Below are 23,818 nucleotides of genomic sequence, written 5' to 3' on the forward strand. Positions count from 1 at the left end.
CTCAGTCGTCGTCCGCGGGCAGGGTGAAGAATCGGACGTAGACGGGGCGGGCGTCCGGCGGGGCCTCCTCGGCCGGGCGGTGGTAACGCATGAGCAGCGCGATGTACTCCTCGTAGAACGCGTCGAGCTCCCGTTTCGTCAGGCGGGCCAGCCCGCGCGAGCCGCGCGCCCAGGCGGGGTCGGCCCGGTAGGCGGCGGGGAAGCGGTCGAACAGGACGCGGTCCTCCTCGTAGCCGACCCGGTGGAACTCCTCCAGCACGGCCTGGTCCTCGGGCGCCACCTGGTCGGGGGTGGGCAGGCGCATGTCCCTGGGGGTCTGGGCCCGGCGCCACCAGCGTTCGCGGCCCGTGGAGCGCTCGGGGATCTCCTCGATGAAGCCGTACTTCTCCAGCTGGCGCAGGTGGTAGCTGGTGGTCCCGGTCTTCGCGCCGAGCAGCTCGCCGAGGGTGGTGGAGGTGGCGGGGCCGTGCACGTTGAGGTGGGTCAGCATGCGGCGGCGCATCGGGTGGGCCAGCGCCTTGAGCCGCTCGGGGTCGTCGAGCAGGTACGGCTCCTCATCCTTCATGAGGATCAGGCTAGTCCTCACGAACGATATCTGCAGACCTTCCTTTGCCGACAACTCTCTGCAGACTAGTCTCGGCGGTATGAGAAGAACCGTCGCGGCCCTGAGCGCCGTGTTAACCGCATCGACCGTCTTCGCCACGTCCGCCTGGCCAGGCGCGACCCGCGCCGCCGCCGAGACCTCGGCCGCCTGGCCCGGCGCGACCCGGGCCACCTCCGCCGAGACACTCGCCGCCTGGCCAGGCGCTACACAGGCCGGCACTGCCGAAACGGCGGCCGCCTGGCCCGGCGCGACCCGGGCCGCCGTCGCCGAGCCGCCGGCCGTACCGGCGGATCTGACCTCGACCGAGGTGAGCTTTCGCGGCGGCGCGGGCCTGAAGCTGCACGGGAGCGTGATCAGCCGGGCCGGCGCCGCGAAGGGACGGCCGGGGGTGGTGCTGGTGCACGGTGCCGGGACCGGAACCCCACGGGAGAAGCTGCTCGGTGAGGCGGTGGCCTTCGCGCGGCAGGGCATGTCCGTGCTCGTCTACGACAAGCGTTCGGAGGGTTATTCGCTGTTCGAGCGTTCGTACCAGCAACTCGCCGACGACGCGCTGGGCGCGATGGAGATGCTGCGGCGTCAGCCCGGCGTGGATCCGGGCAAGGTCGGCCTGTGGGGGCTCAGTGAGGGCGGATGGGTGGTCCCGATCGCCGCCGCCCGTTCCCGTGACGTCGCGTTCGTCATCCTCGTCGGCGCCAACGGCCTCAGCCCGCTGCGCCAGCAGACCTGGGCCGTGGCGGCCGGGCTGCGCAAGGCGGGCGTGAGCGGGTCGCTGGTGGACCGGGCCGAGCACAACCTGTACCGGGTGATCGCGGACGGCGGGATGTTCCCCCAGCCCTACTTCGACCCGGCGCCGGTCATCGGGCGGCTGCGCCAGCCCGTGCTGGCCATTTGGGGCGTGCACGACCTGCTCACGCCCCCTGAGGAGACTCCGCCCATCTTCGCCGAGGCCCTTGAGGCGGGCGGGAACCGCCGGTACACGTTCCGGTTCTTCCCCGGCGCCGATCACGCCGCGCACCTGACCCCCGACGGCGGCGTCACCCGGCTGCCCGAGCTCGCGCCCGGCTATCCCGAGCTGGTCGGGACCTGGGTGGGGCAGGCCGTCTCAGGACGCGCGCCCGAGGCGCAGGTGTCCGGGCCCGCGCCCGAGCAGGCGAGCCGGACCGTGGCGGTGCCGCCCACCGCGTGGTGGGAGTCGGCGGGCGCGCAGCTCGTGGCGCTGGTGATCTTCCTGGTGGCCTTCTGCGGCTATCCCCTGGTGGCGCTGGTCCGGCGGATCAGGGGGCGGCACGGGGTGCCGCCGGTCAAGGCGGCACGGCTGGTCAGCGCGGGCGGGCTGACGGCGGTGATCGGCGGGTTCTCGTACCTGTTCTACGTGATCATGACCGGCGGCAAGCTGTCCGAGCCGGGGCCCCTGCTGGCCGGCCGGCCCGTCGTCTGGCTGGCGCTGCAGGCGGTCGCGGTCGCGACCGTGGTGGCGACCGCGCTCACCACCGCACGGTGGCGGCGCGCCGCGACCCGCGGCGAGCGGGTCCGGCTGGGACTGGTCGTCGCGGGCGGCGCGCTCTTCGTGCCCTGGGCGCTGTACTGGGGGCTGTTGCTCCCGTGAACGGCGCTGTACTGAGGGCTGTCAACGGCGCTGTCCCCGCCGTGGGCGCCGTGCCGACGGGCGTCTCCTCCCGTGAACGGCGCCCGTCACGGCGCGGGTCAGCCGATGCGGCCGTTGACCACCGAGTCGGCGTCGCCGCCCCAGACGTCGTCATCCTCGTGCAGCCAGGTGCTGGACTCGCGGTCCTGGGACTCGCCGCCCCCGCCCGCGCCGGCGCCCATCCCGCCCATCGGCATGAACGGCATGCCGGCGCCCGAGCCCGAGGCCCCGCGGGCGGCTCCCGCCGCGCCAGGGCCCATCGCACCGCCGACGCCGCCCACCCCGCCGAAGGTGCCGCCGGTCGTGCCCGGCCCGTACGACGGCGTGCCGGGGCTGTTGTAGCCGGGGGTCGTCGTGGTGGGGACGTGCTGGCCGTAGGGCGGGTTCGTGCCGAAGGGCTGGTTCGTGTTGGCGGTGGGCTGGAAGTCCTGGAGGTTGGTCTTGGGGTTCGGCACGGTGCCCGGGGGGTTCACGGCGCCGTTCGGGTCGGTGGTGGTGGGCGTCTGCCCCGGCGGCACGTTCCCGTCCGGCGCGCCGGGGACGCCGGGGGTGCCGGGCAGGCCGGGACGCGACGGGTCGTCGGCGCCGGGACCGCCGCCGGAACCGCCGGGACCGCCGGGCAGCGACGGGTCACCGGTGCCGGGCAGGTTCGGCGTGCCGCCGGGACCGCCGGGGAAGTCGCCGGGGCCGGGCACGTTCTGGCCCGGTCCGTACGGGGGCCCGTACGGGGGCAGGTTGGAGGCGGTGTTGAGCGGCGTTGGCGTGCCGTTGGGGTACTTCACCGGCGGCGGCTGGCCGTTCCACGGGTCCGGGGGCTTGATGTCGGGAAGCGTGGACTCCACCGAGTTCGGCATCACGTCGAAGACCGCCTGGAGGTCCGTGCTGAGCGTCTGCAGGTGTTCGCCCGCCAGGTCGTTCTGCGACCCCCAGCTGTGGTCGGCCTCGTTCTCGACGTTGTCGTCACCGACGCCGCCGCTGGGGTTGCGGTAGTAGCCCTTGTAGGTGCTCCACACGTCGGGGATGCTGTCGTTCCAGGTGCCGATGCTCTGGTTGTGCCAGGTGTCCAGGATGCCCTTGTGGCCGTCGTCGATGAAGGCCTGGTGCGCCTGCACCACCTTTCCGAGACCGTCCAGGGAGTTCTTGAGGGGGGACATCGCCTCGGCCAGCTTGCCCATGGTGACGTACAGGATGCCGAGCGCCGTCTGCGCCTCGACCGAGGACTTGCCCTCCCAGACCTTGGCCAGCTCGACGGCCTGGTCCTTGACGGCCTCCCTGGCGGTGCCGATGGCCTTGTGCGCGTTCTCGTAGGCGGTCGCCGCCTTGGGGATGCCCTTGGTGGGGTCGAGGCCCCTGATGAGGGTCACGACCTGCTCGACGTTGTAGGCGTCCGTCTTGACGCTCCAGTCGAGGCACATGCTCTTCAGCATGTGCACCTGGTGCTTGGTCTTGCCCACGCCGATCAGCTCCCGCCCTGGTTGGCGGCGTTCGTCACCTTGTAGGTGCCTGCTCCCGCCTCCACGAGGGCTATCGCGGTGTTGAGGCTGGTCAGCACCTCTTGATACATCTTCTGTATCTCGGTGTGGCTGTTCTCCAGCTGGGAGCCGAACTCGCCGCCGGCCCAACCCTTGACGGTCTGCAGCTGCTCACGCAGCGCCGTCAGCGTGTAGCTCACCATGCTGAGGTCCTGGAGAGAGCCCGGCCGGGTGCCGACGCCCATCATGTCGATGGGCTTCAAGGCCTCGCGCAGCGCTCCGGCGATGTTCTCGATCTTCTTCGCGTCGTACGTGACACCGTCCCGGTCGGCGACGAGCCCCGGCCAGTCCTTAGGTGGTTCCGTTCCCATGAGACTCCCCCTTGGCACTCGATCAAGGAGCTTAGTGGATCGTTTCTTTGCCGTACAGAAGACCCATAGTCAACATGCGTAACATATGCAAATATGCAGAACCAAAAGGATCTTTATCAGGCGCATCGCTTCATGACGCAGCGCCTGGGACTCGCCCTGCTGCAGGGTGAGCCGGATCTGCCCGAGTCCCCGATGCGGCGGCACAACGTCGCCACATTCGCGGGGATCATCATCGCGGTGCTGATCATGGCCGCGTTCGGGATCTGGGGCCTGCTCAAGCCCGGCAACGCCACCAAGCTGACGGACCCCGGCCAGTTGCTGCTGGAGGAGGAGACCGGCGCCTCCTACGTCTACAACCAGAAGAGCGGCACGCTGCAGCCGGTCGCGAACTACGTCTCGGCCCGGCTGCTGCTCGACAGCCAGGACATCAAGGTCAGGACGGTGTCGGCCGAGTCGCTGGCCGGCTACACCCGGGGGCACAAGGTCGGCATCATGGGCGCGCCCGACTCGCTGCCCAAGCCGGCCCGGCTGGTCAAGGCGCCGTGGTCGGCGTGCGTGGTCGAGGGCGCCGACGCCGCCAACGTGCGCAAGGCGTACGTCACGCTCGTGGCCGGGATCGACGTCGGCGGGACGCCCGTGGGCGGCGAGGCCCTGGTCGTCAGCGACGGGCAGCAGAACTGGGTGCTCTGGGCCAACCAGCGCATGCGCGTGCGGAACGTGGACCGCCTCACCGACCAGACGCCGCGCCGCGTGCCCGCCTCCTGGGTCAACGCCATCCCCGTCGGCACCGACTTCGCCCCTCCGGTGATCCCGCAGCGCGGCAAGAAGACCCGCGGACCCGGCGGCGCGGCGGCCAGGGCCGGGCACGTCTACAAGGTGGCCTCCATGGCGGGCGCGCCCGACCGCTGGTACGTGCTGCTGCCCGACGGCCTGGCCCCGATCAGCCACACGCAGGCGATACTGCTGCTCCAGGACCCGGCCAGCAAGACCGCGTACGGCAAGAGCCCGGTCCGCGAGACGGCCATCGACGCCGCGAGCGCCAACGCGACCAAGGCGTCGGCGCGCACCCTGCAGAACCCGGGCCTGCCCAAGACGATGCCGCGCTTCCGCGCGCCCGGCGTGACGGCCCCGCTCTGCGCCGTCTACGGCAACACCCTCAAGGGCTCGACCAGCGCGGTCCTGTCCACCGGCAGCAAGATCCGCATCCCGACGCCGCCGGCCAGCGCCGGCCCCGACAAGGTCGACCAGGTCCTGCTGCCGCCCGGCACCGCCGTGCTGGCCGGGACCCTGCCGGGCGACGGGCAGCTGTCGGCGGTGCACCAGTACTCGCTGATCACGGATCAGGGCAGGAGGTTCCGGCTGGCCTCCGCCGACGTCCTCGGCAAGCTGGGCTACGAAGCCACGGACGTGGCGCCGGTGCCCGCCCACCTGCTGCGGCTGATCCCCGACGGTCCCTCGCTGGACCCGGCAGCGGCCGGGACGCCGGTGCCGGACACCATGCCGCTCCAGCAGCAGCAGTCACAGTGACGCCCGGCCGCGAAGCCGGCGCGCGGTGGCACGCCGGCGGGGCCGGGCGTAGCGGGGCCGGGATCAGCGGGACCGGTCAGATCTCCAGGTTGGTCTTGGGCATGAGCTGCCCGGTCTTCTTGTCGTATTCCAGCCCGTCGTTGGTGAACGGCTGGCGCATGTCGTCCGGGGTCTTCCCCTTGCCGGTCAGCGCCGACATCTCGTTCGGCATGGCCTTGACCGTGGGGAACGACTTGGCCGTCATCTCGCTGAGGGTGATGACGCCGAAGATGACGCCGGTGAGGATCAGGGCCGCCTTGATGTTGTTCGTCAGGATCTTCTTGGCGCCCTGGAGCATGGCCTTGCCCAGCGCGGCGTCGATGCCGAGCACGACCGCGTTGTAGGCGGGCAGCCATCGTGCGGCGAAGACGAACAGGCCCCAGGCCGCCATGGCGATGGCGATGGCGAGAGCGACCACCGCGACCTGCGAGTGGAAGTTCGCGTTCGAGTCGACGGCGTCACCGGCGTCGTTGCGCGCGTTCTTGAGCTGCTCGACCGACTTGAGGAAGTTGCCGTGGACCTCCTCGAACGTCTCGAAGGCGCCCCCTTCCCACTTGCCCTGGTCCTTCAGCTCCTTCTTGAGCTTGTTCAGCTCGCCCACGAGGTTGTCGAGCTCGGTGGTCACGCCGTTCTTGTCGGCGGAGCGCCAGTTGGTGGCCGAGTCGCGCATGCCCTCGGGATGGCTGCGCAGGGTGGCGATGGTGGCCGCGACGTAGAACGCCCAGGGCCGCAGGATCATGAGGGCGGCGCCGGCCGACATCGTCGTCGCCGCGTCGAACATCTCCTTGCCGGCGCTCACACTTCCTCCTGGCCGATCACCTGCGGCGCGATGTCCTCATCGCCCATCCAGAGACCCTCGTCCTCCGACAGGCCGATGGTCTTCTCGCGGTCGCGGCCCTCCTGGCCGCCCGCGCCGCCGCTCATCGGCATCATGGGCATCATCGGCGCGCCGCCAGCGGGGCCGGCGCCGCGCAGTCCCGCAGCGCCGCCGCCCGGCAGGCCGTTCGCGCCGAGCCCTCCGCCGGTTCCGGCGCTGACGCCGCCGCCCGGCCCGCCGTACGTGTTCGGCACGGCCGTGCGGTTGCCCAGTGCCGAGGGGTCCGTGCCCGGCGGCAGGTTGCCGGTGAGCGACGGGTTCTGCGGCTGGAACTGCGACAGGTCGGTCTTCGACGGGTCGTTGAGCGCCGCGCCGATGTCGGGGACCTTCATGTCCGCCGGGTCGGTCTTCGGCACCTCGGGCTGGGGGATGTCGGTGCCGGGCAGGTTCGAGCCCGGCCCGCCCGGGGTGTTCCCACCGGGCAGGTCGGACCCCGGCAGGTCGCCGCCGGGCAGGTTCCCGCCGGGAAGATCGCCGCCGGGAGGGCCGGGGAGGTCGCCGCCGGGAAGGTCGCTGCCCGGTGGCTTGGGCAGGTCGAGGCCGCCCCCGTTGGGCAGGTCGCCCGGGTTGAGGCCGCCCGGGTTCAGCCCGGCCGGGTTGATGCCCCCGGGGAACTTGCCGCCGGGCCCGCCGGGCGGGTACTGGTTGCCGCTCCCGTCGTCCGCGGCCTTGTAGTTCTCGTCGGCCGCCTTGAGCGCCGACTTCCAGGAGGCCAGCGAGTCGTGGGCCCGCTTCAGCACGTCGCGCTGGTTCTGGATCGCCTTCTCGTGGGCGCTCTGCACGCCCATGCCGAGCACGCTGAAGTGCGGCGAAGGCACGCGCAGGGCGTCGGCCTTCTCGCTCAGGCTGCTGAAGTACTCGACGTGGCCGTCGATCTTCCCGCCGGCCCGGTCGAGCTCGCCCTTCTGGAACGAGACGCCCTGCCCCATGCCGGGCATCCCGAGGTTGCCGAGGTCGCCGTAGGGGCTGGCGCCGTTGTTCGTCATCCGATCACCGGATCCGTCGTCTCATGGCCGGAGGTCCAGTTGCTGGAGTCCTCCGGCATGTACGTGTTGCGCTCCAGGTCGCTGTACTCCCCGCCGCCTCCGGCGCCGCCCATGAACGGCATCATCGGCATGCCGCCCGGCCCGACGCCGCCGGCGCGGACGGAGCCCGGCCCGGCCAGGGCGGGGTGGGCGCCGCCGACCCCGGGAGAGCCGATGACCGACGGGATGCCCGGAGTGCCGCCCACGGGCGCCGGCATGCCGTAGCCGGGCGTCGGGGTCAGCGTGGTGGGCGGCGGCGTCATGGTCGTCGGCAGGGTCGGAGTGGTCGGGACCACCGGGGGCCGGTAGCTCGCCATGTCCGTCTGGCGCGGGTCGGTGGAAGTGGGGCCGCCGGTGGTCGTGGTGGTGTCCCGGTCACCGATGACCGCGGGCACCGTGCCGTCGCCGGGGTTCGTGGTGGTGGGGGGCTGCGTCTGGCCGGGGTCCGCCGGCGTGCCCTGGCCGGGCCCGCCGGGGTCGGAGTTGCCCGGGTCGGACCCGCCGGGGTCGGAGCCACCGGGGTTCGTCCCGCCGGGGTTGGTGCCGCCCGGGTTCGTCCCACCGGGGTCGGAGCCGCCCGGGTTGGAGCCGCCGCCCGATCCGGAGCCGCCGGATCCGGAACCGCCTGATCCGCCGGATCCGCCCGAGCCGCCGTAGTTGCCGCCGCCCGATCCGTCGTAGCCGGAGCCGGTGGTCGTGTACGGCGAGCCGCTCGGATAATTCGGGTTCGTCGTGGTCGGCGGGCCGCCGGGGATGCTGACCGTCGGCAGGTTGTAGTTCAGGTACTTCGGAGCCGCGTTGTAGACCTCGACGATCTTCTCGTTGAGCTCGTGCATCGTCCGCCGAGCATGGATGTCCTCCATGATCTTCTTGACGGTGTCCGCGTCCTCCGTGCCCGCCGGGACCTTCTGCTCCTCGTTGACCTTGGCCTGCGCGAGCGTGAGGTGCTGGGCGTACGTGGACAGCTGCGAGCCCATCTTCTGCAGCGCGTCCGACAGCTCCTTGCCGGTGGCGTGCAGCAGCTCCAGCGCCTCCTTGGCCTTGTTGGCGTCGGGGCCCTTCCAGATCGCGGCGATCTTCGGGGCGTGCGTCTCCAGAGCCGTGTACGCCTGCTGGACCTTGCTGCTGGCGTTGAGGTACGTCTGCCCCTCGCTGTCGAGGAGGAACGGGTCGGCGCCGTCGAGCCACTGCTTGATCTGGCTCTTGTCCTGCGTGGGGTACTCCCCCGACGGGGCGGCACCGCCCTGGGCCAGCCAGACCGACCCGTGATCACCCATCAGGCCTCACCCTCGTTCGTCCGGCGTGCCGCGTCGTGGTTCTGCGCGCTGGCATCGACCGCGTCGGCCACCTCTTCGAACGCCTTGATGAACTTCTCGTACACCTCGACGAACTTCCTGCCCGCGTTGTCCGAGCCGAGGACGGCGGCCAGGCGGGTGGCGTCGTTCCACTGGCCGAACTGGGCGGTGGACACCTCGCCGCCTCGGTGGATCTGGTGGACGTTGCCGTTCGGGCGCTCACTCTTCCCGTTCAGGGCGTTGTAGGTGCTCTTCAGCTCCTGCGCGATCACCCGCATGCTCGACGGCGAGTTCTCCCGCGCGTCGAACAGGTTGGGGTCGACTTTCATCTCCGGCGCGTTTTCGCTCATGTCTTTCCCCGGCAACAGTGCTCTCGGCCATCGCGCGGCGGCGATGGCCGAGAGGGTGAAGGTGTTGGGTCAGTCAGACCAGATGCTGATGTTGCGGCGCTCAGCGGCCTGGTAATTGCCGTTGGCGATGTTGACCGAGGAGGCCGCCTGGAAGAGCTGCTCACCCATGGCCTTCTCGTGGGTGTTCCACTCTTCGCGCTTCTTGTCGAAGTACTGCTGGGCGTCACCCTGCCAGCTCGGCCCGAGCTCCTTCTTGATGTCGGCGTACAGCTGGTCGGTGACCCGGTCGAGCTCGGTGATGACTTTCTTGAGGTCCTCGTAGGCCTCGTCCATCGAGCCGAACCGGACGAACGTGTAGTCCTCTGCGGGCATACCCATGGCGTTGTGCTCCGTCCAGGTCAGCGGTTGATGAGGGAGTCGACGCGACCGGCGCCGGCGCTGGTGGCCCGGCCGGCCAGGTCCATGTTCTCGTCGGCGGCGTTCTTGTAGACCCCGGCGCCGATGTTCAGGCGGTCGTAGATGTCCTCAAGGCTCTTGATGACGGCCTTGAACTCCAGGTCCCACTGGTCGAGCGCGCCGCTGAACTTCTGGGAAGCCCCGCCCTTCCACCCCTGCGTCGTCAGCTGGGTCTTGATCGCCTGCACCCGCTGCCGCATGCCCTCGATGTACTGCGCGGTCTCCTCGCAGTAGCCTGCCGCGTTCGTCAGCTGAGTCGGGCTTGCCCCGTACAGTGCCACTGGACCTCCAAGTCGAGATGGCTTCGTCTGCTAGGGCGGGCGGTCCCGCAAGGAAACCGACTACCCCCCGCGAACAACATCAAATGGCATCGTAGTCACCATTGACCCCATTTTTCCCAGCAAACTCACATTACGGATCCATCGCGACATGGTGACTTCCGGACAAATCACCAGGTCAGCGGCTCAATGTGCTCTGACATCGCGGCCGCCAGAACAGTTGCCGGGCCGCGTTAGAGATCCATCCGGCGGCGGATCTTGTCGAAGTCCTTCATCACGTCCTCGAACGCGCGGTCGTAGACCGCCTCGGCCTGCTTGATCCTGGCCAGCGCGGCGTCGGGGTCCTTCATCTGCTTCAGCGGGTTGTCCGCCTCGCCGAAGGCGTCGTTCGCCAGGGTGTACATCCGGTCCTGGAAGTCCTGGGTCGCCTCGCGGAGCACGTCCTTGATCAGCTCGGCCAGTTCGCCCGAGGACAGCCGCATCGCCTTCGGGTGCAGCTCCAGCTCCCGTACGCCGTCGGTGCCGTACTCGACGGTGACGAAGCCGTTCTCGTCCTCGGCCCGGCCGACGCACTTGCCGATGTCGCGCTGGAAGTCGTCCAGGCGGCCGACCTCGCGGTCCATCTCCCTGAGCAGCTTGTCGACGTCGATGTTGCCGAAATCTCCGAACTCCTGCATGTCACTCCCCTATCCCGACAGTCCGCGCACCCAGGTGTACAGCTCCAGCACTCCCAGGGCGAGCGGGAAGAGCTGGACGATCAACGCCACGTCCAGGATGTCGCCGGCGCGGCCCCAGAACGGCGAGGGCTTGCCCGTCGCCAGCCAGACGCCCACCCCCACGGTCATCAGCGACAACCACAGCACCCCGATCGCCACGGCCAGCGACCCCACGATCCCGCCCTCGCCCCCCAGCGACAGCGCCAGCATGGCGAACCCGGCCAGGCCCGTGCCGAGGAGCCAGAGCCGCTGCCCCAGCCCGCGGAAGACGCGGGCCCGCATGATCAGCGTGAGCGACAGCGACACCGTCATGACGTCCGACACCCAGTCGTCGTCGAGCACCAGCAGCGCCTGCGTGGCCAGGGCCGAGAGCGCGAGGGTGGCGATCATGCCCGTGGCGTAGCCCTGCGCGACCCTGGTGCGCTCCTGGATCACGGGAGCGTCGAGCCGCTGGTTGTCGCCGCGCAGTTCCTCGGCCGTGGTCGGCATCGCCGGCAGCGGCACCTTGGCCAGCTTGAACGACAGCGTCGGCACCAGCGGACTGAAGGCCAGCAGCAGCGCCATGGCCAGCGCCGCGACCCCGGCGGGGGGCACCGCCCAGATCATGACCACCGCGGCGCAGATGCCACCGACCGTGGCGACGCCGGCCGTGCCGAGGAAGCCGGGCACGCCGTCGGAGATCAGCGCCCCGCTGACGGCCGCCACCAGCGCCGTGCAGGCCAGTGCGGCCAGCAGGTGCGGCGCCCCGAACCCGGCCGCCGCGCCGGGCGCGAACAGGCCCGCCACGAACCCGTACGGCAGCGCCGCGTGCCCGATCAGCGCCCCGGCCATCGAGTCGCCGACCGCGCGCGACAGCAGCGTGCCGGTGACGATGAGCAGCAGCGCCAGCAGCCCGGCCACGATCGTGACGGTCAAGCCGGGCATGCCCGACACCGCCAGCCCGATCGAGCCCAGCATCAGCAGGCCCATGGCGCCGCTCGCGCCGACGATCCTGGTGTGCTTGGGCGACCACACGCCGCGTCCGCCGCGCACGCCGGTGGCGACCACGTCGGCCACGTCGTCGTACAGGGCGGGCGGCAGGACGGCCTCACGCGGCCTGAGGTAGAGGATCTCGCCGTCCAGCACGCCCAGCGTGCTGAGGCTCTGCCCCAGGTCCATCGGGGCCCCGCCGAGCCGCTGCAGCGTCCATCCGGGAGCCGAGGCGGCGTCGCCGCCCACCTCGCCCAGCGCGCGCAGCAGGCTGGGCAGCACGTTCGGGAGGGGGATGTCGGCGGGCAGCGCCAGGTCGGCCTTGCGCCGCGGACCGACCACGGTCACATGGCACTGCGTCGGCAGCGGCATGGGCACCTGCGGCAGGGCGCCCTGCTGGAAGGGCCCCTGCGGCGGCGGCGGACCCATCCGCCCGTTGTAGATCTGCGGTGGTCCCTGCACGGGAGGCGGACCGTGGGGAGGTCCCGGCATCGGGGGCCGACCGGGCGGAGGTCCCTGAACGATGTGACCCAACTCTTAACTCTCCGTCCACAGCAACGCTCACGGACAACACAGAACATATCTGGTCTCTTCTGGTAAGAACGTCTCGATGAGCATCGTCGTCGTCCGCCGCCCCGAGCGCCGCCCCGGCCCCAAGCCGCCGCGGGGCGAGATCCTGCTCGAATCCCCTCCTGAGATCCCCGAGGTCCAGGGGCAGGGCTTCGTCCTCGTGCTGACCTACCTGCCGATGCTGGCGGGCGCGGCCGCGATGGCCCTGATGTTCACCTCGTTCGGCAACTCCAACCCGATCATGTACGTGTCCAGCGGCCTGTTCGCGCTGTCCATGGTCGGCATGACGCTGGGCCAGGTCGGCCGCCAGTCCGGCGAGCGCAAGTACAAGCTCAACGGCGCTCGCCGCGACTACTTCCGCTACCTGGACCAGGTGCGCAAGCGGGCCAGGCGCGCGGCCAAGCAGCAGCGCGAGGCACTGGAGTGGAGCAACCCCGAGCCGGACGGGCTGTGGTGGGTGGCGATGAGCCCGCGCCTGTGGGAGCGCCGCCCCCGCGACGAGGACTTCGCCACCGTACGGCTCGGCACCGGCGTGCAGAAGCTGGCCGTCCAGATCATCCCGCCGGACTCCAAGCCCGTGGAGGACCTGGACGCGCTGTCGGCGGGAGCGCTGCGCCGGTTCATCAGGGCGCACTCGACGGTGGCCAAGCTGCCCGTGGCGGTGGCGCTCGGCTCGTTCGCGCGGATCAGGCTGTCCGGCGACCCGACGGCGATGCGGGACCTGGTGCGGGCCATGGTCGCCCAGCTGACCGCGTTCCACTCGCCGGACGACATGCGGATCATGGTGTGCGCCAACGCCGAGTGGATGCCGCACTGGGAGTGGATCAAGTGGCTCCCGCACGCGCTGCACCCCGAGGAGACCGACGCGGCCGGCCAGGTGCGGCTGATGACCGACAACCTGAGCGAGCTGGACCGGCTGGTCGGCGACGAGCTCAAGGAACGCGCCCGCTTCCGCCCGGGGGCGGCCGCCGACTCGCTGCCGTACCACGTGCTGATCGTGGACGGCGGCTACGTGTCGCAGGACTCCCAGCTCGGCGCGGACGCCATCCAGGGCGTGACCGTGATCGACCTGTCCGGCTCGACCCCCGACGTGGAGGAGAACAGCACGCTGCGGCTGGACGTCTGGCCGGACGGCTTCCACATGGTGAAGATCGACCACACGGGCAAGGAGCACAAGACCCGCTTCGGCGACCCCGACGGGCTCGACTACATGCGCGCGGAGGGCATGGCCAGGCAGCTCGCCCCGCTGCGCGCCTCCGCCGCCACCGGCGGCGAGGCCGAGGACGTGCTGGCGGTCAACACCACGCTGACCGACCTGCTCGGCGTCGGCGACCCCGCCCACCTCGACCCCTCAGTCGTCTGGCGGCCCCGCGCCGGGCGCAACCGGCTGCGGGTGCCGATCGGGATCGGCGCCGACGGGCGTCTCGTGGAGCTCGACATCAAGGAGTCCGCGCAGGGCGGCATGGGTCCGCACGGGCTGGTGATCGGAGCCACCGGCTCCGGCAAGAGCGAGCTGCTGCGCACGCTCGTGCTCGGTCTGGCCCTGACGCACTCCTCGGAGATCCTGAACTTCGTCCTGGTCGACTTCAAGGGTGGCGCGACCTTCCTCGGCCTCGACTCGCTCTCCCACGTCTCGGCCGTCATCACCAACCTGGAGGACGAGCTCCCGCTGGTCGACCGCATGTACGACGCCCTGCACGGCGAGATGGTGCGCCGGCAGGAGCAGCTGCGCGCCGCGGGCAACTACGCCTCGCTGCGCGACTACGAGCGGGCCAGGGAGCAGGGGGCCGAGCTGGCGCCGATGCCGACGCTCTTCGTGGTGCTGGACGAGTTCAGCGAGCTGCTGTCGGCCAAGCCGGAGTTCATCGACCTGTTCGTGATGATCGGCCGGCTCGGCCGCTCGCTCGGCGTCCACCTGCTGCTGGCCTCCCAGCGCCTGGAGGAGGGGCGGCTGCGCGGCCTGGACACCCACCTGTCCTACCGGATCGGCCTGCGCACGTTCTCGGCCATGGAGAGCCGGGTGGTGCTGGGGGTGGCGGACGCGTACGAGCTGCCGTCCGCGCCGGGCAACGGCTACCTCAAGTTCGAGACCACCGGCATGACGCGGTTCAAGGCCGCGTACGTGTCGGGCACCTACCAGTCCGAGTCCCGCCGCCCCAGCATCGACGACGGCGGCACCATCATGCGCCAGGTCGTCGAGTACGGCTCCACCTACATCCCCGTCCCCGTGGCCAAGCAGCAGCCCAAGGAGAGCCGCGCCGCCGAGGTGGACGAGCGCGGTTCGCAGGACAGCCTGCTCGACATCGTGGTCCGCCGGCTGGCCGGCCACGGCCCCTCCGCGCACCGCATCTGGCTGCCCCCGCTCGGCGATCCGCCCACGCTGGCGCACCTGCTGCCGCCGCTGTCGGCCACTCCCGAGCTGGGCCTGTCCACGCCGGGCTGGGACGGGCGCGGGCGGCTGCACGCGGTCATCGGGATCATCGACAAGCCGTTCGAGCAGCGGCGGGATCCGTACTGGCTGGATCTGTCCGGAGCGGCGGGCCACATCGGCGTGGCGGGCGGGCCGCAGAGCGGCAAGAGCAACGCGCTGCGCACGATCGTCACCAGCATGGCGCTCACCCACACGCCGCGTGAGGTGCAGTTCTACTGCCTCGACTTCGGCGGCGGCGGCCTGGCGGCGCTGGACGGGCTGCCGCACGTGGGCGGCGTGGCCACCCGGCTCGACACCGACCGGGTGCGCAGGACCGTGGCCGAGGTGAGCGCGCTGCTGCGGCAGCGGGAGCAGAGCTTCGCGGCGCACGGCATCGACTCGATCGCCACCTACCGGCGTATGGCCGCCGACGGCACCTTCCAGAGCGACGGCTGGGGTGACGTGTTCCTGGTCGTGGACGGGTGGCTGACGATCAGGCAGGAGTTCGAGAGCCTGGAGACGGTGATCACCGACCTGGCGGCGCGCGGCCTCGGTTACGGCATCCACGTGGTGGCCTCGACCAACAAGTGGTCGGAGTTCCGGTCCGGAATCAGGGACCTGTTCGGCACCAGGATCGAGTTCAAGCTGGGCGACTCCTACGAGTCCGAGGTCAACAGGAAGGCGCAGCTGGCCGTGCCGGAGGGCGTGCCGGGGCGCGGCCTGACCAGGGACGGCTTCCACTTCCTCGCCGCGCTGCCGCGCGTGGACGGCAAGACGGGCGCCGACGACGTGGCGGACGCGACCCGCTCCCTGGTGGAGCACGTCAGGCAGTCGTGGCAGGGCCCCGCGGCCCCGCCCGTGCGGCTGCTGCCGGCGCTGCTGCCCGTCTCCGCGCTGCCGGGGCCGGAGCAGACGGGCCGGGGCAAGATCGCGATCGGCATCGACGAGGACACGCTGTCGCCGGTGGCGCTCGACTTCGACACCGACCCGCACTTCATCGTGTTCGGCGACACCGAGTGCGGCAAGTCCAACGTGATCAAGCTGATCATGGAGGGCGTGGTCGCCAGGAACACGGCCCGCGAGGCCATGATGATCGTGATCGACTACCGGCGCTCCCTGCTCGACACGGCGGTGACCGACCACCGCATCGGCTACGCGGCCTCCAGCACCGCGGCCACCGAGCTGATCCAGGACGCCCGCTCGGCGCTGCTGAAGCGCCTGCCGCCGGCCGACCTGACGCCGGAGCAGTTGCGGGCGCGCAGCTGGTGGCAGGGCGCCGACCTGTACATCGTCGTGGACGACTACGACCTGGTGGCGACCTCCAACAACCCGCTGGCGCCGCTGGCCGACCTGGTGCCGCAGGCCCGCGACATCGGCCTGCACCTCATCCTGGCCCGGCAGAGCGGCGGCGCCAGCCGCGCCATGTACGACCAGGCCGTGCAGCGGATGAAGGAGATGGCCAGCCCGGCGCTGATCATGTCGGGCAACCGGGAAGAGGGCCAGCTCTTCGGCAACGTGCGGCCGCAGCCGCTGCCGGTCGGCCGCGGCTTCTACGCCGACCGCCGCTTCGGCGCCCGGCTGATCCAGACCGCTTACCTGGAGTCGGCGTGAGCCGTCCACTATGCTCCGTCGCACTCGTTTTCTCGGCCGGTCAGGGAGTTCCATGAGCTTTGTCGATGTGCACGTCCAGGCGATCGAGGAGTGCCGCCAGGAGGCGTACAAGGTCAGGAACATGCTCGACTTCGAGGACGCGTTCACGGACGGTAAGAGCAAGGCGCCGAAGGGCGCCACCAGCGCCGAGATCTTCGGCAAGCTCGAAGGCGCGAGCGCCCTGGCCAAGAAGATCGACGACGTCTGGGGCTCGGTCAAGGACGAGTACGGCTGGGGGCGCAACCGGATGCAGGGCGTCGAGGAGGCGCTCGGCCAGGTGGCCGCGAACTTCCGCGGCGCCGCGGGAGCCTCCGGCGCATGAGCGTCGCCTCGCAGCTCGCCGCGCTCAGGGAGAAGGTCCACGGCGACCCGGCGGCCATCCGCGCCATCGCGGCAAGTCTGCGGGCGGCCGGCGACCACGCCTCCATCTCGACGAACCGGCTGCCCAAGTACGTCACCGAGGTGGGCAAGGCCTGGCAGGGCGACTCGGCGCGGGCCTTCGCCGGCTACATGGCGGCCTACCCCAAGGCGGGCAGCCAGCTGGACGGCGCCCTCGACTCCTGCGCCAAGGCGCTCGACACGGCCGCGTCCACCCTCGAAAGCGCATACAACACCATCAACGGGATGCACCAGGCCGCGCAGACGGCCGAGAGCGCCTTCAAGGGCAAGCACTCCGACGCCACGCAGGAGCAGATCGACGCGCACGTACGCGGTCAGTTCGACGCCGATCCCGTCACCGAGGCCGGCAACCAGGTGACCAGGGCCCAGAAGGCGCTCACCACGGCCAAGAACGCCCTCGACGGGCAGCTCGGCGACGGGTTCGGCTTCTTCAAGGGCATCCGCGCGGCCGGTGGCGCGGACTTCGAGCCGGGTGAGAAGAAGGTCGACTGGCGCAAGATCGGGAGTTACGACCCCAAGACCACGCTCGCCTCGTCGGGCAACCCCGGCGGCCCCGGTGGCGGCCTCGACGGTGGCGGCGGAGGCGCGGCGGGCGGCGGCGCCGGCGCGCCCTCGTCGTACGGCAACACCCCCGCGCCCAAGCCCCAGGTCGTCGAGTGGATCAAGCAGGCGCTCACCGTCATCCGCTCACCCGACATGGCCGCGATCATGAAGAAGCGCGGCCTGGACGTGAGCGACCTCGACCCGAACGACCCCAAGGACATCGAGCGCATCTGGACGATCATCTTCCACGAGTCGGGCGGCAAGCCCAACGCCATCAACCTCACGGACATCAACGCCCGGAACGGCGTGCCGTCCCAGGGTCTGATGCAGACCATCCCGCCGACGTTCGACCGGCACCATCTGCCCGGGTACGACAAGATCCGGGAGCCGGTGGACAACATCATCGCCGGCGTGCTCTACACCTACAGCCGGTACGGGAACCTGGACGGCCATCCGGGCATCAAGTCGATGGAGAGCGGCGGCGGATACAAGCCGTACTGACCCAGGAAAACAGCGCATGACAAGTGCGTGAAACGTAGCTTAATGGGGCTCTAACCTGGCCTTATAGCCATTTTTCGGGTTATTTCCGGTGCTACGTTGATCACGTGTCGACCCCGTCCCCCAGCGCCTCTCCGACGGCCGGCGTCTCGCCGAACACGCCGACGCCCACCCCCGGTTCCACTCCGACCGGAGGGCCCTCCTCGCCCGCGCCTTCGTCCAGCCCGACGCCGACGTCCAGCCCGACGACGAGCCCGACGCCCAGCCACACACCGGGCCCGACGCCCACTCCGGCTCCCACGCAGTCGCCTGGGCCGTCGCAGTCGCCCGTACCCGCGCCGACCGTGACCGTCGTCAGCCCGTGCCCGCACGTGCCGAAGTGCCCGCCACCGGCGTGCCTGCCGCCGGCACTGCGGCCCAGCGCCTCCCCCTCCCCGTCCCGGCCCGCCCCGTCCAAGCCGGCCCCCAGCCAGAAGGGCGACGGCACGAAGGGCGGTTACGAGGCCGTCGCCGGGTCCATCGACAAGTTCGCCGGCTCCATCAGCGGCGCCGCCCAGGGCGTGAACCAGGTCAAGGAGTACACGCCTCGCTTCGAAGGCATGGACCTGGCTCCCCTGGCCGGCGTTCCCCTGGTCGGGCTGATGTTCGTCAACCGCTTCAACCGCATCTCCGACTCCTGGAAGGACAGCGCGGGCATCCTGCACAACCTCCTCCAGACCGACAGCGGCAAGATCGCCATGGCGGCCAACAACTACCGCAACGCCGAGCGGCCGGGTGGAGGCTCCTGATGTCGACCCCCTCCAACCAGCCGCCGCAGCTCGTCGTACCCGGCCAGAACACCCCTCCCGCGGGCACGCAGCAGCTCCACATCGCCGACCGCAGCGGCAACGTCGCGCGGACCGTCCAGGTGACGCCGGCCGGCGCCCGCCCCGACCCGGGCTTCTACCGCCGCCTGATCAGTCAGCTGAACGTCGCCCGCCAGCCCACCCGCCAGGCGATGCTGCTGTCCGGGCTCGGCGTGGCCGCGCTCGCCCTGGACGTGGCCGCCACGCTCAACGTGGGCAACCCGTTCCTCTTCTCCAGCAGGCGCGACACCTGGAAGGAGATGAGCGGCTCGCTGGAGGGCGACCGGTCGAACCTGTGGCGCGGTTACTTCGACGACATCGCCCCCAACTGGAAGGGCGACGCGGCGGAGATCCTCCAGCAGTACGTCAGGTTCAACGTCAACGGCCTGTTCAGCCAGCTCGGCAAGGTCAGCGACGACATGAGCGGCGCGATGCAGACGCAGTTCAAGGAGGTCGCCGAGTACGACCTGTCCGTGCTCGGCCTGTACGCCGGCTCAGCGCCCGTCTTCAAGGCGTTGGCCGGCATGAGCGCGCACCCCGTCGGCCGGGCGGCCCTGCTGAGCTACCTCGGCATCTGGGCCGGCGCGCTCGGCAACCTGCTCAAGCAGTTCGCCGACATCTACGTCACCAACGAAGGCGAGCTGAACAAGCTGGAGCTGCGGCTCAACGACCTGCTGGGCGCCTTCTACAACTCCGGCAAGCCCGAGCAGGGCCCGCGCGAGCTCAACATCTCGCCGCAGATCCAGCACCAGGACCGCTGGGTGCCGATGGAGGAGCAGTCGTGACCGAGATCGACGCGTTCCTGCAGGGCAGGGAGGGCGATCTGGCCGGCCTCGTCCGCGAGGTCACCGCCTGGACCGCCGCGCTCGGCGGCGCGCTGGACGAGCTGGCCCGCGAACGCATGGAAGGCGCCGACGCCCGCGAGGTCGTCCGCGCCCGCGTCTCGGGAACCGGCGGGCTGCTCGGCCTGAGCATCGACGCGCGCCGGCTGCGCGACCTCGACCACGTCGAGCTGGCCGAGGCCGTCAAGCAGGCCATCGGCGCGGCCAAGGGGGCGATGGGCGAGCGGCTGACGGAGCTGACCGAGGGGCTGTCCGGACGGGACCCGTCCCTGCCGGGCGGCGATCCGCTCGCGCCCCACATCGAACGCGTGCTGCGGGAAGGATGAGCCATGCCCTTCATGCCTGAGATGCCCGGGCCGCGGGGGAATCGCGAGACTGCCGGAACGACCGGGACGCCCGGAACGTCGGAGACGCCCGGGTCGCGCGAGATGCGGGAGTTGATGGAACGGCTGGACGCCGTCGTGGCCTCCGCCCGGCGGGCCGAGGAGCGGGCGGCCGAGTGGAGCGCGCGGCAGTTCGTCGGGCGGGCCGACGAGGGCCGCATCGTGGCCAGGACCGACGCGCTCGGCACCCTGGTCGCGCTGGAGATCCACCCGCTGAGCCGCAAGCGCCTGGACGCGCGCCGCCTGGCCGACGAGATCACCGCGGCCGTCGTCATGGCCGAGCGGGCCGCCACGGACGCCAGGGACGAGCTGATGAACGCTCCGCGTCCCTGAGAACGGTCTCCGTCCCTGAGCGCGGTCAGGGACGGCTCGCGCTATGTGACACCGGTCGGAGCCCTCTGACGCGAAACCCCCTCCGGGACCTGCCCGGAGGGGGTTTTTCACGTGCCGGAGTGCTCCGGAGGGGTCAGAGGCAGGCCGAGCCGGCGGTGCCGGCGTTGCCGACGCTGCCGGAGTACCGGACGCACTTGCCCTTGGCGGGCAGCTTGACCGGTCCCGCGTAGTACTCGTACGAACCGTTGTCCCTCTTGTTGCCGCCGTTCTGCACCGAGATCGCGGCGCTCATGTTGGCCTTCCGGCCCACGTCCTCGCGCTTCATCGTGACCACGCAGCCCTCACCGCTCGCCTGGTGGACGAGCAGGACGACCTGGCCGCCCTGGAACTCCTTCGCGCCCTTCACCACGAACCCCGACCCGCAGACCCCGGCCGGCGAGTGCGGGTTGCGAGCCGGCCTGGCGGTGAGCGAGGGGCGCGGCGCGGTCCGCGTCGCCGTCGGCTTGGGCTTGCTCGTGGGAGCCGTCGTGGGGAGCCACGTGAGGGTCGGCGCCGCGGTGGCGGTGGAGGTCGGGACCGGGATCGCGGTCTCGGTCACCGTCGGGGTGGGCGTGATCGTCACGGTGACGGTCGGCACCGGAGTCCCGGACTCGGACGGGGTGGGCGTCGGAGTCTCGGTCGTCTGGGGCGGGATCTCGTTCGAGGGCGTCGGCGTGGACGGGGTGCTCGCCGTCACGGTCACCGTGGGCTGGGCCAAGGGCGGCTGCACGGTCACCCTGGGCGGCGCGACGGGCTGGGTGGTGATGGGCAGCGGCGTCGGCACCGTGCTGAGCTCGGGCGTCGCGGGCGACTGGGAGGTCCAGTCGTTCGGCAGCACCATCGGGCCGACGTCGTTGCCGGGGTCGGCGCTCTGTGTCACGCCCCACGGCACGGTCACCTCGGCCTGGGTCTGCCCGGGGTCGGGCTGGGTCTGCGTCTGTCCCTGCGGCTGACCCGGGCCCTGACCCTCACCCTGGTCCGACGACGGGGCCTCGCCGCCCTTGCCGCCGGCCTCCACGGTGCCCACGGGCGACGGGTTCGCCGCCGCCACGACCTCGAAGCGGTGCGTCGAGGCGTACTGGCCCGCGCCCCACAGTCCCAATCCGGACAGCAGCGCGAGCGCGCCGACCGCGGCGGCCAGGCCCAGCGGGAACCTGCGCGGCGGGCGGGAGGGCACCGTCTGGCCGAGGACCGCCGTCGGGCGCTGCTGCTCGGGCGGCGGCTCAGCGCCGGGGCCCGCGGGCGCGATCGGCACGCCGGCCATCGGGCCCGGGCCGTCCAGCTGGCCCTGCGGCAGGGACGGCGGCCCCCACGGCTGCTGCGGCGGCCCCGACGGCCCGCCCATCGGCGGCTGGCCCGGCATGGGCTGCCCGGTCATGGGGGGCAGGCTCGGCACGGGCACACCCTCGATCGGCGCGTCTGCGGCGCCGGGAGCACCGGGGCCGTTGAACGCCCCTGGAACGCCGGGCGCGCCTGGTGCGCCGAAGGCGCCGGGCGCCGGCGTGCCGGGAGCGCCGGGCGCGTTGAAGGCGTTGGGAGCGTTGAAGGGGCCCTGCGGACCGGAAGCCGCGCCGACCGGCGTCCCGGGAGCGGCGGCGATGCCGGGCTGCAGCGGCGGGGCCTTGGGGCCGCCGGTGACGCCGCGCTTGTCGCCGAGCACGCGCAGGAGCGCCACGTACGTGGTGGGGCGCGAGCCCACGTCCTTGCCCAGGGCCGACAGCGCCACCTGGCGCAGCGGCTCGGCGAGGACGCCGACCTCGCCCACGTCGGGCTCGCCGGTCAGCACCGACTCCTCGTCGGGGCCGAACGGCGGCTTCCCCGTCGCGGCGAACACCATGATGGCGGCCCAGGAGAACACGTCGGCGTACGGGCCGTAACCCAGGCCGTTGATCTGCTCGGGGGCGCGGTAGCTCACCTCGCCGACCGGCTCACCGAGGTCGATGTCGGTCACGCGGGGCCCGTCGGGGCCCATGATGACGTTGTGCGGGGTCAGCCCGCGATGCGTGATGCCGGCCAGGTGCACCGCCGTGAGGGCGGTCAGCACGCCCACGGACACGCGTTCGAGGGCGTCGGCGTCGAGTGGGCCGTCGTGGGTCACGACCTCGGCGAGGCTGTGGCCCTGGATGTGCTCGCGTACCACGTAGAGCTGCTCGCCGTGCCTGCCCGCGTCCAGGACTCTGGCGACGTACGAGCTCGACACGCGCTGCGTTCCCGAGAGCCGGGCGATGTCGTCGCCGCCGCCGAGGCTCGGGGCGGGCGGCAGCAGTTTGATCACCCGGAGCGGCGCGGTGCCGGCCTCCTCGCCGTCGGACTCCTTGCCGAGGAAGGCCACGCCACGCGGGCCGTCGGCCAGGCGTCCTAAGAGGTCGTACGCGCCCAGCTTCTCGGGATCGCCCGGCCGCAAGGGGTGCATTTCCGTCCCTCCAGTCAATCCACGATCTTCAACGCGACATTCAATCGCATCCGTCACTTCCGCATCAGGGGATTTGACGTGCAGATTGACATTTCACCCAATTGCAACTTTTAAGCCATGCGGCCGGGACGCCACCTTCTGCGCCGCGCCTGCGGAATGAGCAGCGCGAACGCGGCGGTGAGCATGATCGCCAGCATCACGCCGGCGCCCACGGCCATGGCGATGCCGACGGCGTTCTCGTCCCGCGGCGGGATCTTGGCCACGGCGTCGGCCGGCAGCGCGCTCGCCGGCGGCTCGGCCACCACGGGCATGCCGCCCCGCTCGTACGGCAGCACGGCGGTCAGCGCGAGCAGCGGGTTGACCATGCCCGCCCCGGTGCCCGCCCCGGCCGCGCCGTCGGCGGTGGCGATGATGCGCCGCCGTACCTGCTCCTGGTCGAGCTGGGGGAAGCGGGCCCGCACCAGGGCGGCGGTGCCCGCCACGTACGGCGCCGCGAAGCTCGTGCCCTCCAGACCGCGCATGAAGGTCCCGCCCGGCCAGGGCGCGGTGATGTCGGTGCCGGGGCCGAGCACGCCGACCGGGGTGGCGGCGTTGGAGGAGTCGGCCCTGCGGCCGTCCGGGGTGGCCGCGCCCACGGCGAGCACACCCTCGTACGCCGCCGGATAGGCGGGCACGTCCTCGTCCTCCGGGCCGTCGACGTTGCCCGCGGCGGCGACCACGACGACGTCCGCCGCCAGCGCCCGCTGGACGGCGGCCTTGAGCCGGGGATGGTCGGCGGCCTTCACGGAGATGTTGATCACCTTGGGCTTGGCCGAGACCGCGTCGTCGATGGCGCTGATGAGCTTGTTGATGTCGCCTTCGCTCTTGTTGCTCTGCTTGACCACCACGATCGTGGCCTCCGGCGCGACACCGTGGAAGGAGACGCCGGCCACGTAGCGGGCGCCGATGATGCCCGAGACGGCCGTGCCGTGGCCCACGCAGTCGGTGTGCCCGGTGTGCGTCTCATCGATGATCTTGGCGATCGGCAGCTGGGGATGGCGGTAGTCGACACCGCTGTCGACGACCGCGATCCGCACCCCCGCTCCTCTGGTCAGCCGCCAGGCGTTCTTGATGTCCAGCCGCTTCTGCGCCCACGGCTCGGCGGCAGGCAGCTTCAGCGTGCCCTTCTTCGGATTGCACTCCTCGGGCGCCGCCGCCGCGGCCGGGGCCGCGAGGGCGTGCAGGGCGAGAACGGTCGCCAGGAGGGCGCGGACGATCACGCGCCTCAGG

General features: G+C 71.4%; 23 protein-coding genes. 9 read left to right on the forward strand and 14 right to left on the reverse strand.

All coding sequences use genetic code 11. The annotated features are described in order from the left end of the window. Position 1: 1 nt before the first annotated feature. Positions 2-565, reverse strand: a complete 564-nt coding sequence (locus OIE67_RS40805) for an ArsR/SmtB family transcription factor (protein WP_326630562.1) — start codon at positions 563-565, stop codon at positions 2-4. Between the two features lie 79 nt (positions 566-644). On the opposite strand from OIE67_RS40805, the gene OIE67_RS40810 reads away from it, so the two are divergent. Next, entirely contained in the window at positions 645-2,210 is a 1,566-nt protein-coding gene (locus OIE67_RS40810; RefSeq protein ID WP_326630564.1) for an alpha/beta hydrolase family protein, read from the forward strand. Between the two features lie 98 nt (positions 2,211-2,308). Here the strand turns inward: OIE67_RS40810 and OIE67_RS40815 are convergent, their stop codons facing one another. Next, the gene (locus tag OIE67_RS40815) at positions 2,309-3,703 is read right to left on the reverse strand and encodes a hypothetical protein (protein WP_326630565.1); all 1,395 of its coding nucleotides are present in this window, start codon (positions 3,701-3,703) and stop codon (positions 2,309-2,311) included. A gap of 5 nt (positions 3,704-3,708) precedes the next feature. Next, positions 3,709-4,092: a hypothetical protein gene (locus OIE67_RS40820; RefSeq protein WP_106236498.1), complete on the reverse strand. Its 384-nt coding sequence runs from the start codon at positions 4,090-4,092 to the stop codon at positions 3,709-3,711. Between the two features lie 93 nt (positions 4,093-4,185). Between OIE67_RS40820 and eccB the strand changes: the two genes are divergently transcribed. Beyond that, the gene (gene eccB, locus OIE67_RS40825) at positions 4,186-5,619 is read left to right on the forward strand and encodes a type VII secretion protein EccB (protein WP_326630568.1); all 1,434 of its coding nucleotides are present in this window, start codon (positions 4,186-4,188) and stop codon (positions 5,617-5,619) included. A 76-nt stretch (positions 5,620-5,695) separates the two neighbouring features. Here eccB and OIE67_RS40830 read toward each other — a convergent pair whose 3' ends face one another. The 8 genes from OIE67_RS40830 to eccD form a co-directional block, all read right to left on the reverse strand. After that, the gene (locus OIE67_RS40830; protein ID WP_326630570.1) at positions 5,696-6,457 is read right to left on the reverse strand and encodes a WXG100 family type VII secretion target; all 762 of its coding nucleotides are present in this window, start codon (positions 6,455-6,457) and stop codon (positions 5,696-5,698) included. Next, a complete protein-coding gene (locus tag OIE67_RS40835; protein ID WP_326630572.1) occupies positions 6,454-7,521 on the reverse strand; it encodes a hypothetical protein in 1,068 nt (355 codons plus the stop codon). Before OIE67_RS40835 ends, OIE67_RS40830 begins: the two co-directional genes overlap by 4 nt. Continuing rightward, entirely contained in the window at positions 7,518-8,837 is a 1,320-nt protein-coding gene (locus OIE67_RS40840; RefSeq protein WP_326630573.1) for a WXG100 family type VII secretion target, read from the reverse strand. Before OIE67_RS40840 ends, OIE67_RS40835 begins: the two co-directional genes overlap by 4 nt. Next, positions 8,837-9,205 (reverse strand): hypothetical protein, encoded by a 369-nt coding sequence (locus OIE67_RS40845; RefSeq protein WP_326630575.1) that lies wholly within the window; start codon positions 9,203-9,205, stop codon positions 8,837-8,839. The genes OIE67_RS40840 and OIE67_RS40845 overlap by 1 nt, the downstream gene beginning before the upstream one ends. A 69-nt stretch (positions 9,206-9,274) precedes the next feature. After that, complete coding sequence (locus tag OIE67_RS40850) at positions 9,275-9,583, reverse strand: WXG100 family type VII secretion target (RefSeq protein WP_146178084.1); 309 nt, start codon at positions 9,581-9,583, stop codon at positions 9,275-9,277. A 20-nt stretch (positions 9,584-9,603) separates the two neighbouring features. After that, positions 9,604-9,942, reverse strand: a complete 339-nt coding sequence (locus OIE67_RS40855) for a WXG100 family type VII secretion target (RefSeq protein ID WP_326630579.1) — start codon at positions 9,940-9,942, stop codon at positions 9,604-9,606. Positions 9,943-10,172: 230 nt separating this feature from the next. Beyond that, positions 10,173-10,616, reverse strand: coding sequence for a hypothetical protein (locus OIE67_RS40860; protein ID WP_106236486.1), 444 nt, complete (start codon positions 10,614-10,616; stop codon positions 10,173-10,175). 9 nt (positions 10,617-10,625) lie between these two features. Then, positions 10,626-12,086: a type VII secretion integral membrane protein EccD gene (eccD, locus tag OIE67_RS40865; protein ID WP_326630582.1), complete on the reverse strand. Its 1,461-nt coding sequence runs from the start codon at positions 12,084-12,086 to the stop codon at positions 10,626-10,628. Between the two features lie 148 nt (positions 12,087-12,234). Between eccD and eccCa the strand changes: the two genes are divergently transcribed. The 3 genes from eccCa to OIE67_RS40880 are packed head-to-tail and all read left to right on the forward strand — an operon-like array spanning position 12,235 to position 17,697. Then, positions 12,235-16,215 carry a type VII secretion protein EccCa gene (gene eccCa / locus OIE67_RS40870; protein WP_326630584.1) on the forward strand — a complete coding sequence of 1,327 codons (3,981 nt, stop codon included), beginning with the start codon at positions 12,235-12,237 and terminating at the stop codon, positions 16,213-16,215. 52 nt (positions 16,216-16,267) lie between these two features. Beyond that, positions 16,268-16,576: a hypothetical protein gene (locus OIE67_RS40875; RefSeq protein WP_146178083.1), complete on the forward strand. Its 309-nt coding sequence runs from the start codon at positions 16,268-16,270 to the stop codon at positions 16,574-16,576. Then, the gene (locus OIE67_RS40880; RefSeq protein WP_326630587.1) at positions 16,573-17,697 is read left to right on the forward strand and encodes a transglycosylase SLT domain-containing protein; all 1,125 of its coding nucleotides are present in this window, start codon (positions 16,573-16,575) and stop codon (positions 17,695-17,697) included. The genes OIE67_RS40875 and OIE67_RS40880 overlap by 4 nt, the downstream gene beginning before the upstream one ends. Before the next feature lie 100 nt (positions 17,698-17,797). Here OIE67_RS40880 and OIE67_RS40885 read toward each other — a convergent pair whose 3' ends face one another. After that, complete coding sequence (locus OIE67_RS40885) at positions 17,798-17,995, reverse strand: hypothetical protein (protein ID WP_326630589.1); 198 nt, start codon at positions 17,993-17,995, stop codon at positions 17,798-17,800. Between the two features lie 43 nt (positions 17,996-18,038). Here OIE67_RS40885 and OIE67_RS40890 point away from each other — a divergent pair, with 43 nt between their 5' ends. From OIE67_RS40890 to OIE67_RS40905, 4 genes are read left to right on the forward strand one after another with little or no spacing between them, the layout of a single operon-like run. After that, positions 18,039-18,482: a hypothetical protein gene (locus tag OIE67_RS40890; RefSeq protein WP_326630591.1), complete on the forward strand. Its 444-nt coding sequence runs from the start codon at positions 18,039-18,041 to the stop codon at positions 18,480-18,482. Then, entirely contained in the window at positions 18,482-19,324 is an 843-nt protein-coding gene (locus tag OIE67_RS40895; protein WP_326630593.1) for a hypothetical protein, read from the forward strand. Before OIE67_RS40890 ends, OIE67_RS40895 begins: the two co-directional genes overlap by 1 nt. Beyond that, positions 19,321-19,707, forward strand: a complete 387-nt coding sequence (locus OIE67_RS40900) for a YbaB/EbfC family nucleoid-associated protein (protein ID WP_326630596.1) — start codon at positions 19,321-19,323, stop codon at positions 19,705-19,707. The genes OIE67_RS40895 and OIE67_RS40900 overlap by 4 nt, the downstream gene beginning before the upstream one ends. A gap of 3 nt (positions 19,708-19,710) precedes the next feature. Further along, the gene (locus OIE67_RS40905) at positions 19,711-20,097 is read left to right on the forward strand and encodes a YbaB/EbfC family nucleoid-associated protein (RefSeq protein WP_326630597.1); all 387 of its coding nucleotides are present in this window, start codon (positions 19,711-19,713) and stop codon (positions 20,095-20,097) included. A gap of 133 nt (positions 20,098-20,230) precedes the next feature. Here the strand turns inward: OIE67_RS40905 and OIE67_RS40910 are convergent, their stop codons facing one another. After that, a complete protein-coding gene (locus tag OIE67_RS40910) occupies positions 20,231-22,549 on the reverse strand; it encodes a serine/threonine protein kinase (protein WP_326630599.1) in 2,319 nt (772 codons plus the stop codon). Positions 22,550-22,659: 110 nt separating this feature from the next. Then, complete coding sequence (locus OIE67_RS40915; RefSeq protein WP_326630601.1) at positions 22,660-23,808, reverse strand: S8 family serine peptidase; 1,149 nt, start codon at positions 23,806-23,808, stop codon at positions 22,660-22,662. Between the last annotated feature and the right edge of the window lie 10 nt (positions 23,809-23,818).

Source organism: Nonomuraea fuscirosea, assembly GCF_035917475.1.
GTDB classification, from domain to species: Bacteria; Actinomycetota; Actinomycetes; order Streptosporangiales; family Streptosporangiaceae; genus Nonomuraea; species Nonomuraea fuscirosea.

Coding starts and splice junctions, on each gene's coding strand:
- OIE67_RS40850 (WP_146178084.1), bottom strand. CDS start 9,583: ATGGGTATGCCCGCAGAGGACTACACGTTCGTCCGGTTCGGCTCGATG.
- OIE67_RS40840 (WP_326630573.1), bottom strand. CDS start 8,837: ATGGGTGATCACGGGTCGGTCTGGCTGGCCCAGGGCGGTGCCGCCCCG.
- eccB (WP_326630568.1), top strand. CDS start 4,186: ATGCAGAACCAAAAGGATCTTTATCAGGCGCATCGCTTCATGACGCAG.
- OIE67_RS40845 (WP_326630575.1), bottom strand. CDS start 9,205: ATGAGCGAAAACGCGCCGGAGATGAAAGTCGACCCCAACCTGTTCGAC.
- OIE67_RS40835 (WP_326630572.1), bottom strand. CDS start 7,521: ATGACGAACAACGGCGCCAGCCCCTACGGCGACCTCGGCAACCTCGGG.
- OIE67_RS40875 (WP_146178083.1), top strand. CDS start 16,268: ATGAGCTTTGTCGATGTGCACGTCCAGGCGATCGAGGAGTGCCGCCAG.
- OIE67_RS40910 (WP_326630599.1), bottom strand. CDS start 22,549: ATGCACCCCTTGCGGCCGGGCGATCCCGAGAAGCTGGGCGCGTACGAC.
- OIE67_RS40880 (WP_326630587.1), top strand. CDS start 16,573: ATGAGCGTCGCCTCGCAGCTCGCCGCGCTCAGGGAGAAGGTCCACGGC.
- OIE67_RS40895 (WP_326630593.1), top strand. CDS start 18,482: ATGTCGACCCCCTCCAACCAGCCGCCGCAGCTCGTCGTACCCGGCCAG.
- OIE67_RS40905 (WP_326630597.1), top strand. CDS start 19,711: ATGCCCTTCATGCCTGAGATGCCCGGGCCGCGGGGGAATCGCGAGACT.
- OIE67_RS40860 (WP_106236486.1), bottom strand. CDS start 10,616: ATGCAGGAGTTCGGAGATTTCGGCAACATCGACGTCGACAAGCTGCTC.
- eccCa (WP_326630584.1), top strand. CDS start 12,235: ATGAGCATCGTCGTCGTCCGCCGCCCCGAGCGCCGCCCCGGCCCCAAG.
- OIE67_RS40820 (WP_106236498.1), bottom strand. CDS start 4,092: ATGGGAACGGAACCACCTAAGGACTGGCCGGGGCTCGTCGCCGACCGG.
- OIE67_RS40805 (WP_326630562.1), bottom strand. CDS start 565: ATGAAGGATGAGGAGCCGTACCTGCTCGACGACCCCGAGCGGCTCAAG.
- OIE67_RS40810 (WP_326630564.1), top strand. CDS start 645: ATGAGAAGAACCGTCGCGGCCCTGAGCGCCGTGTTAACCGCATCGACC.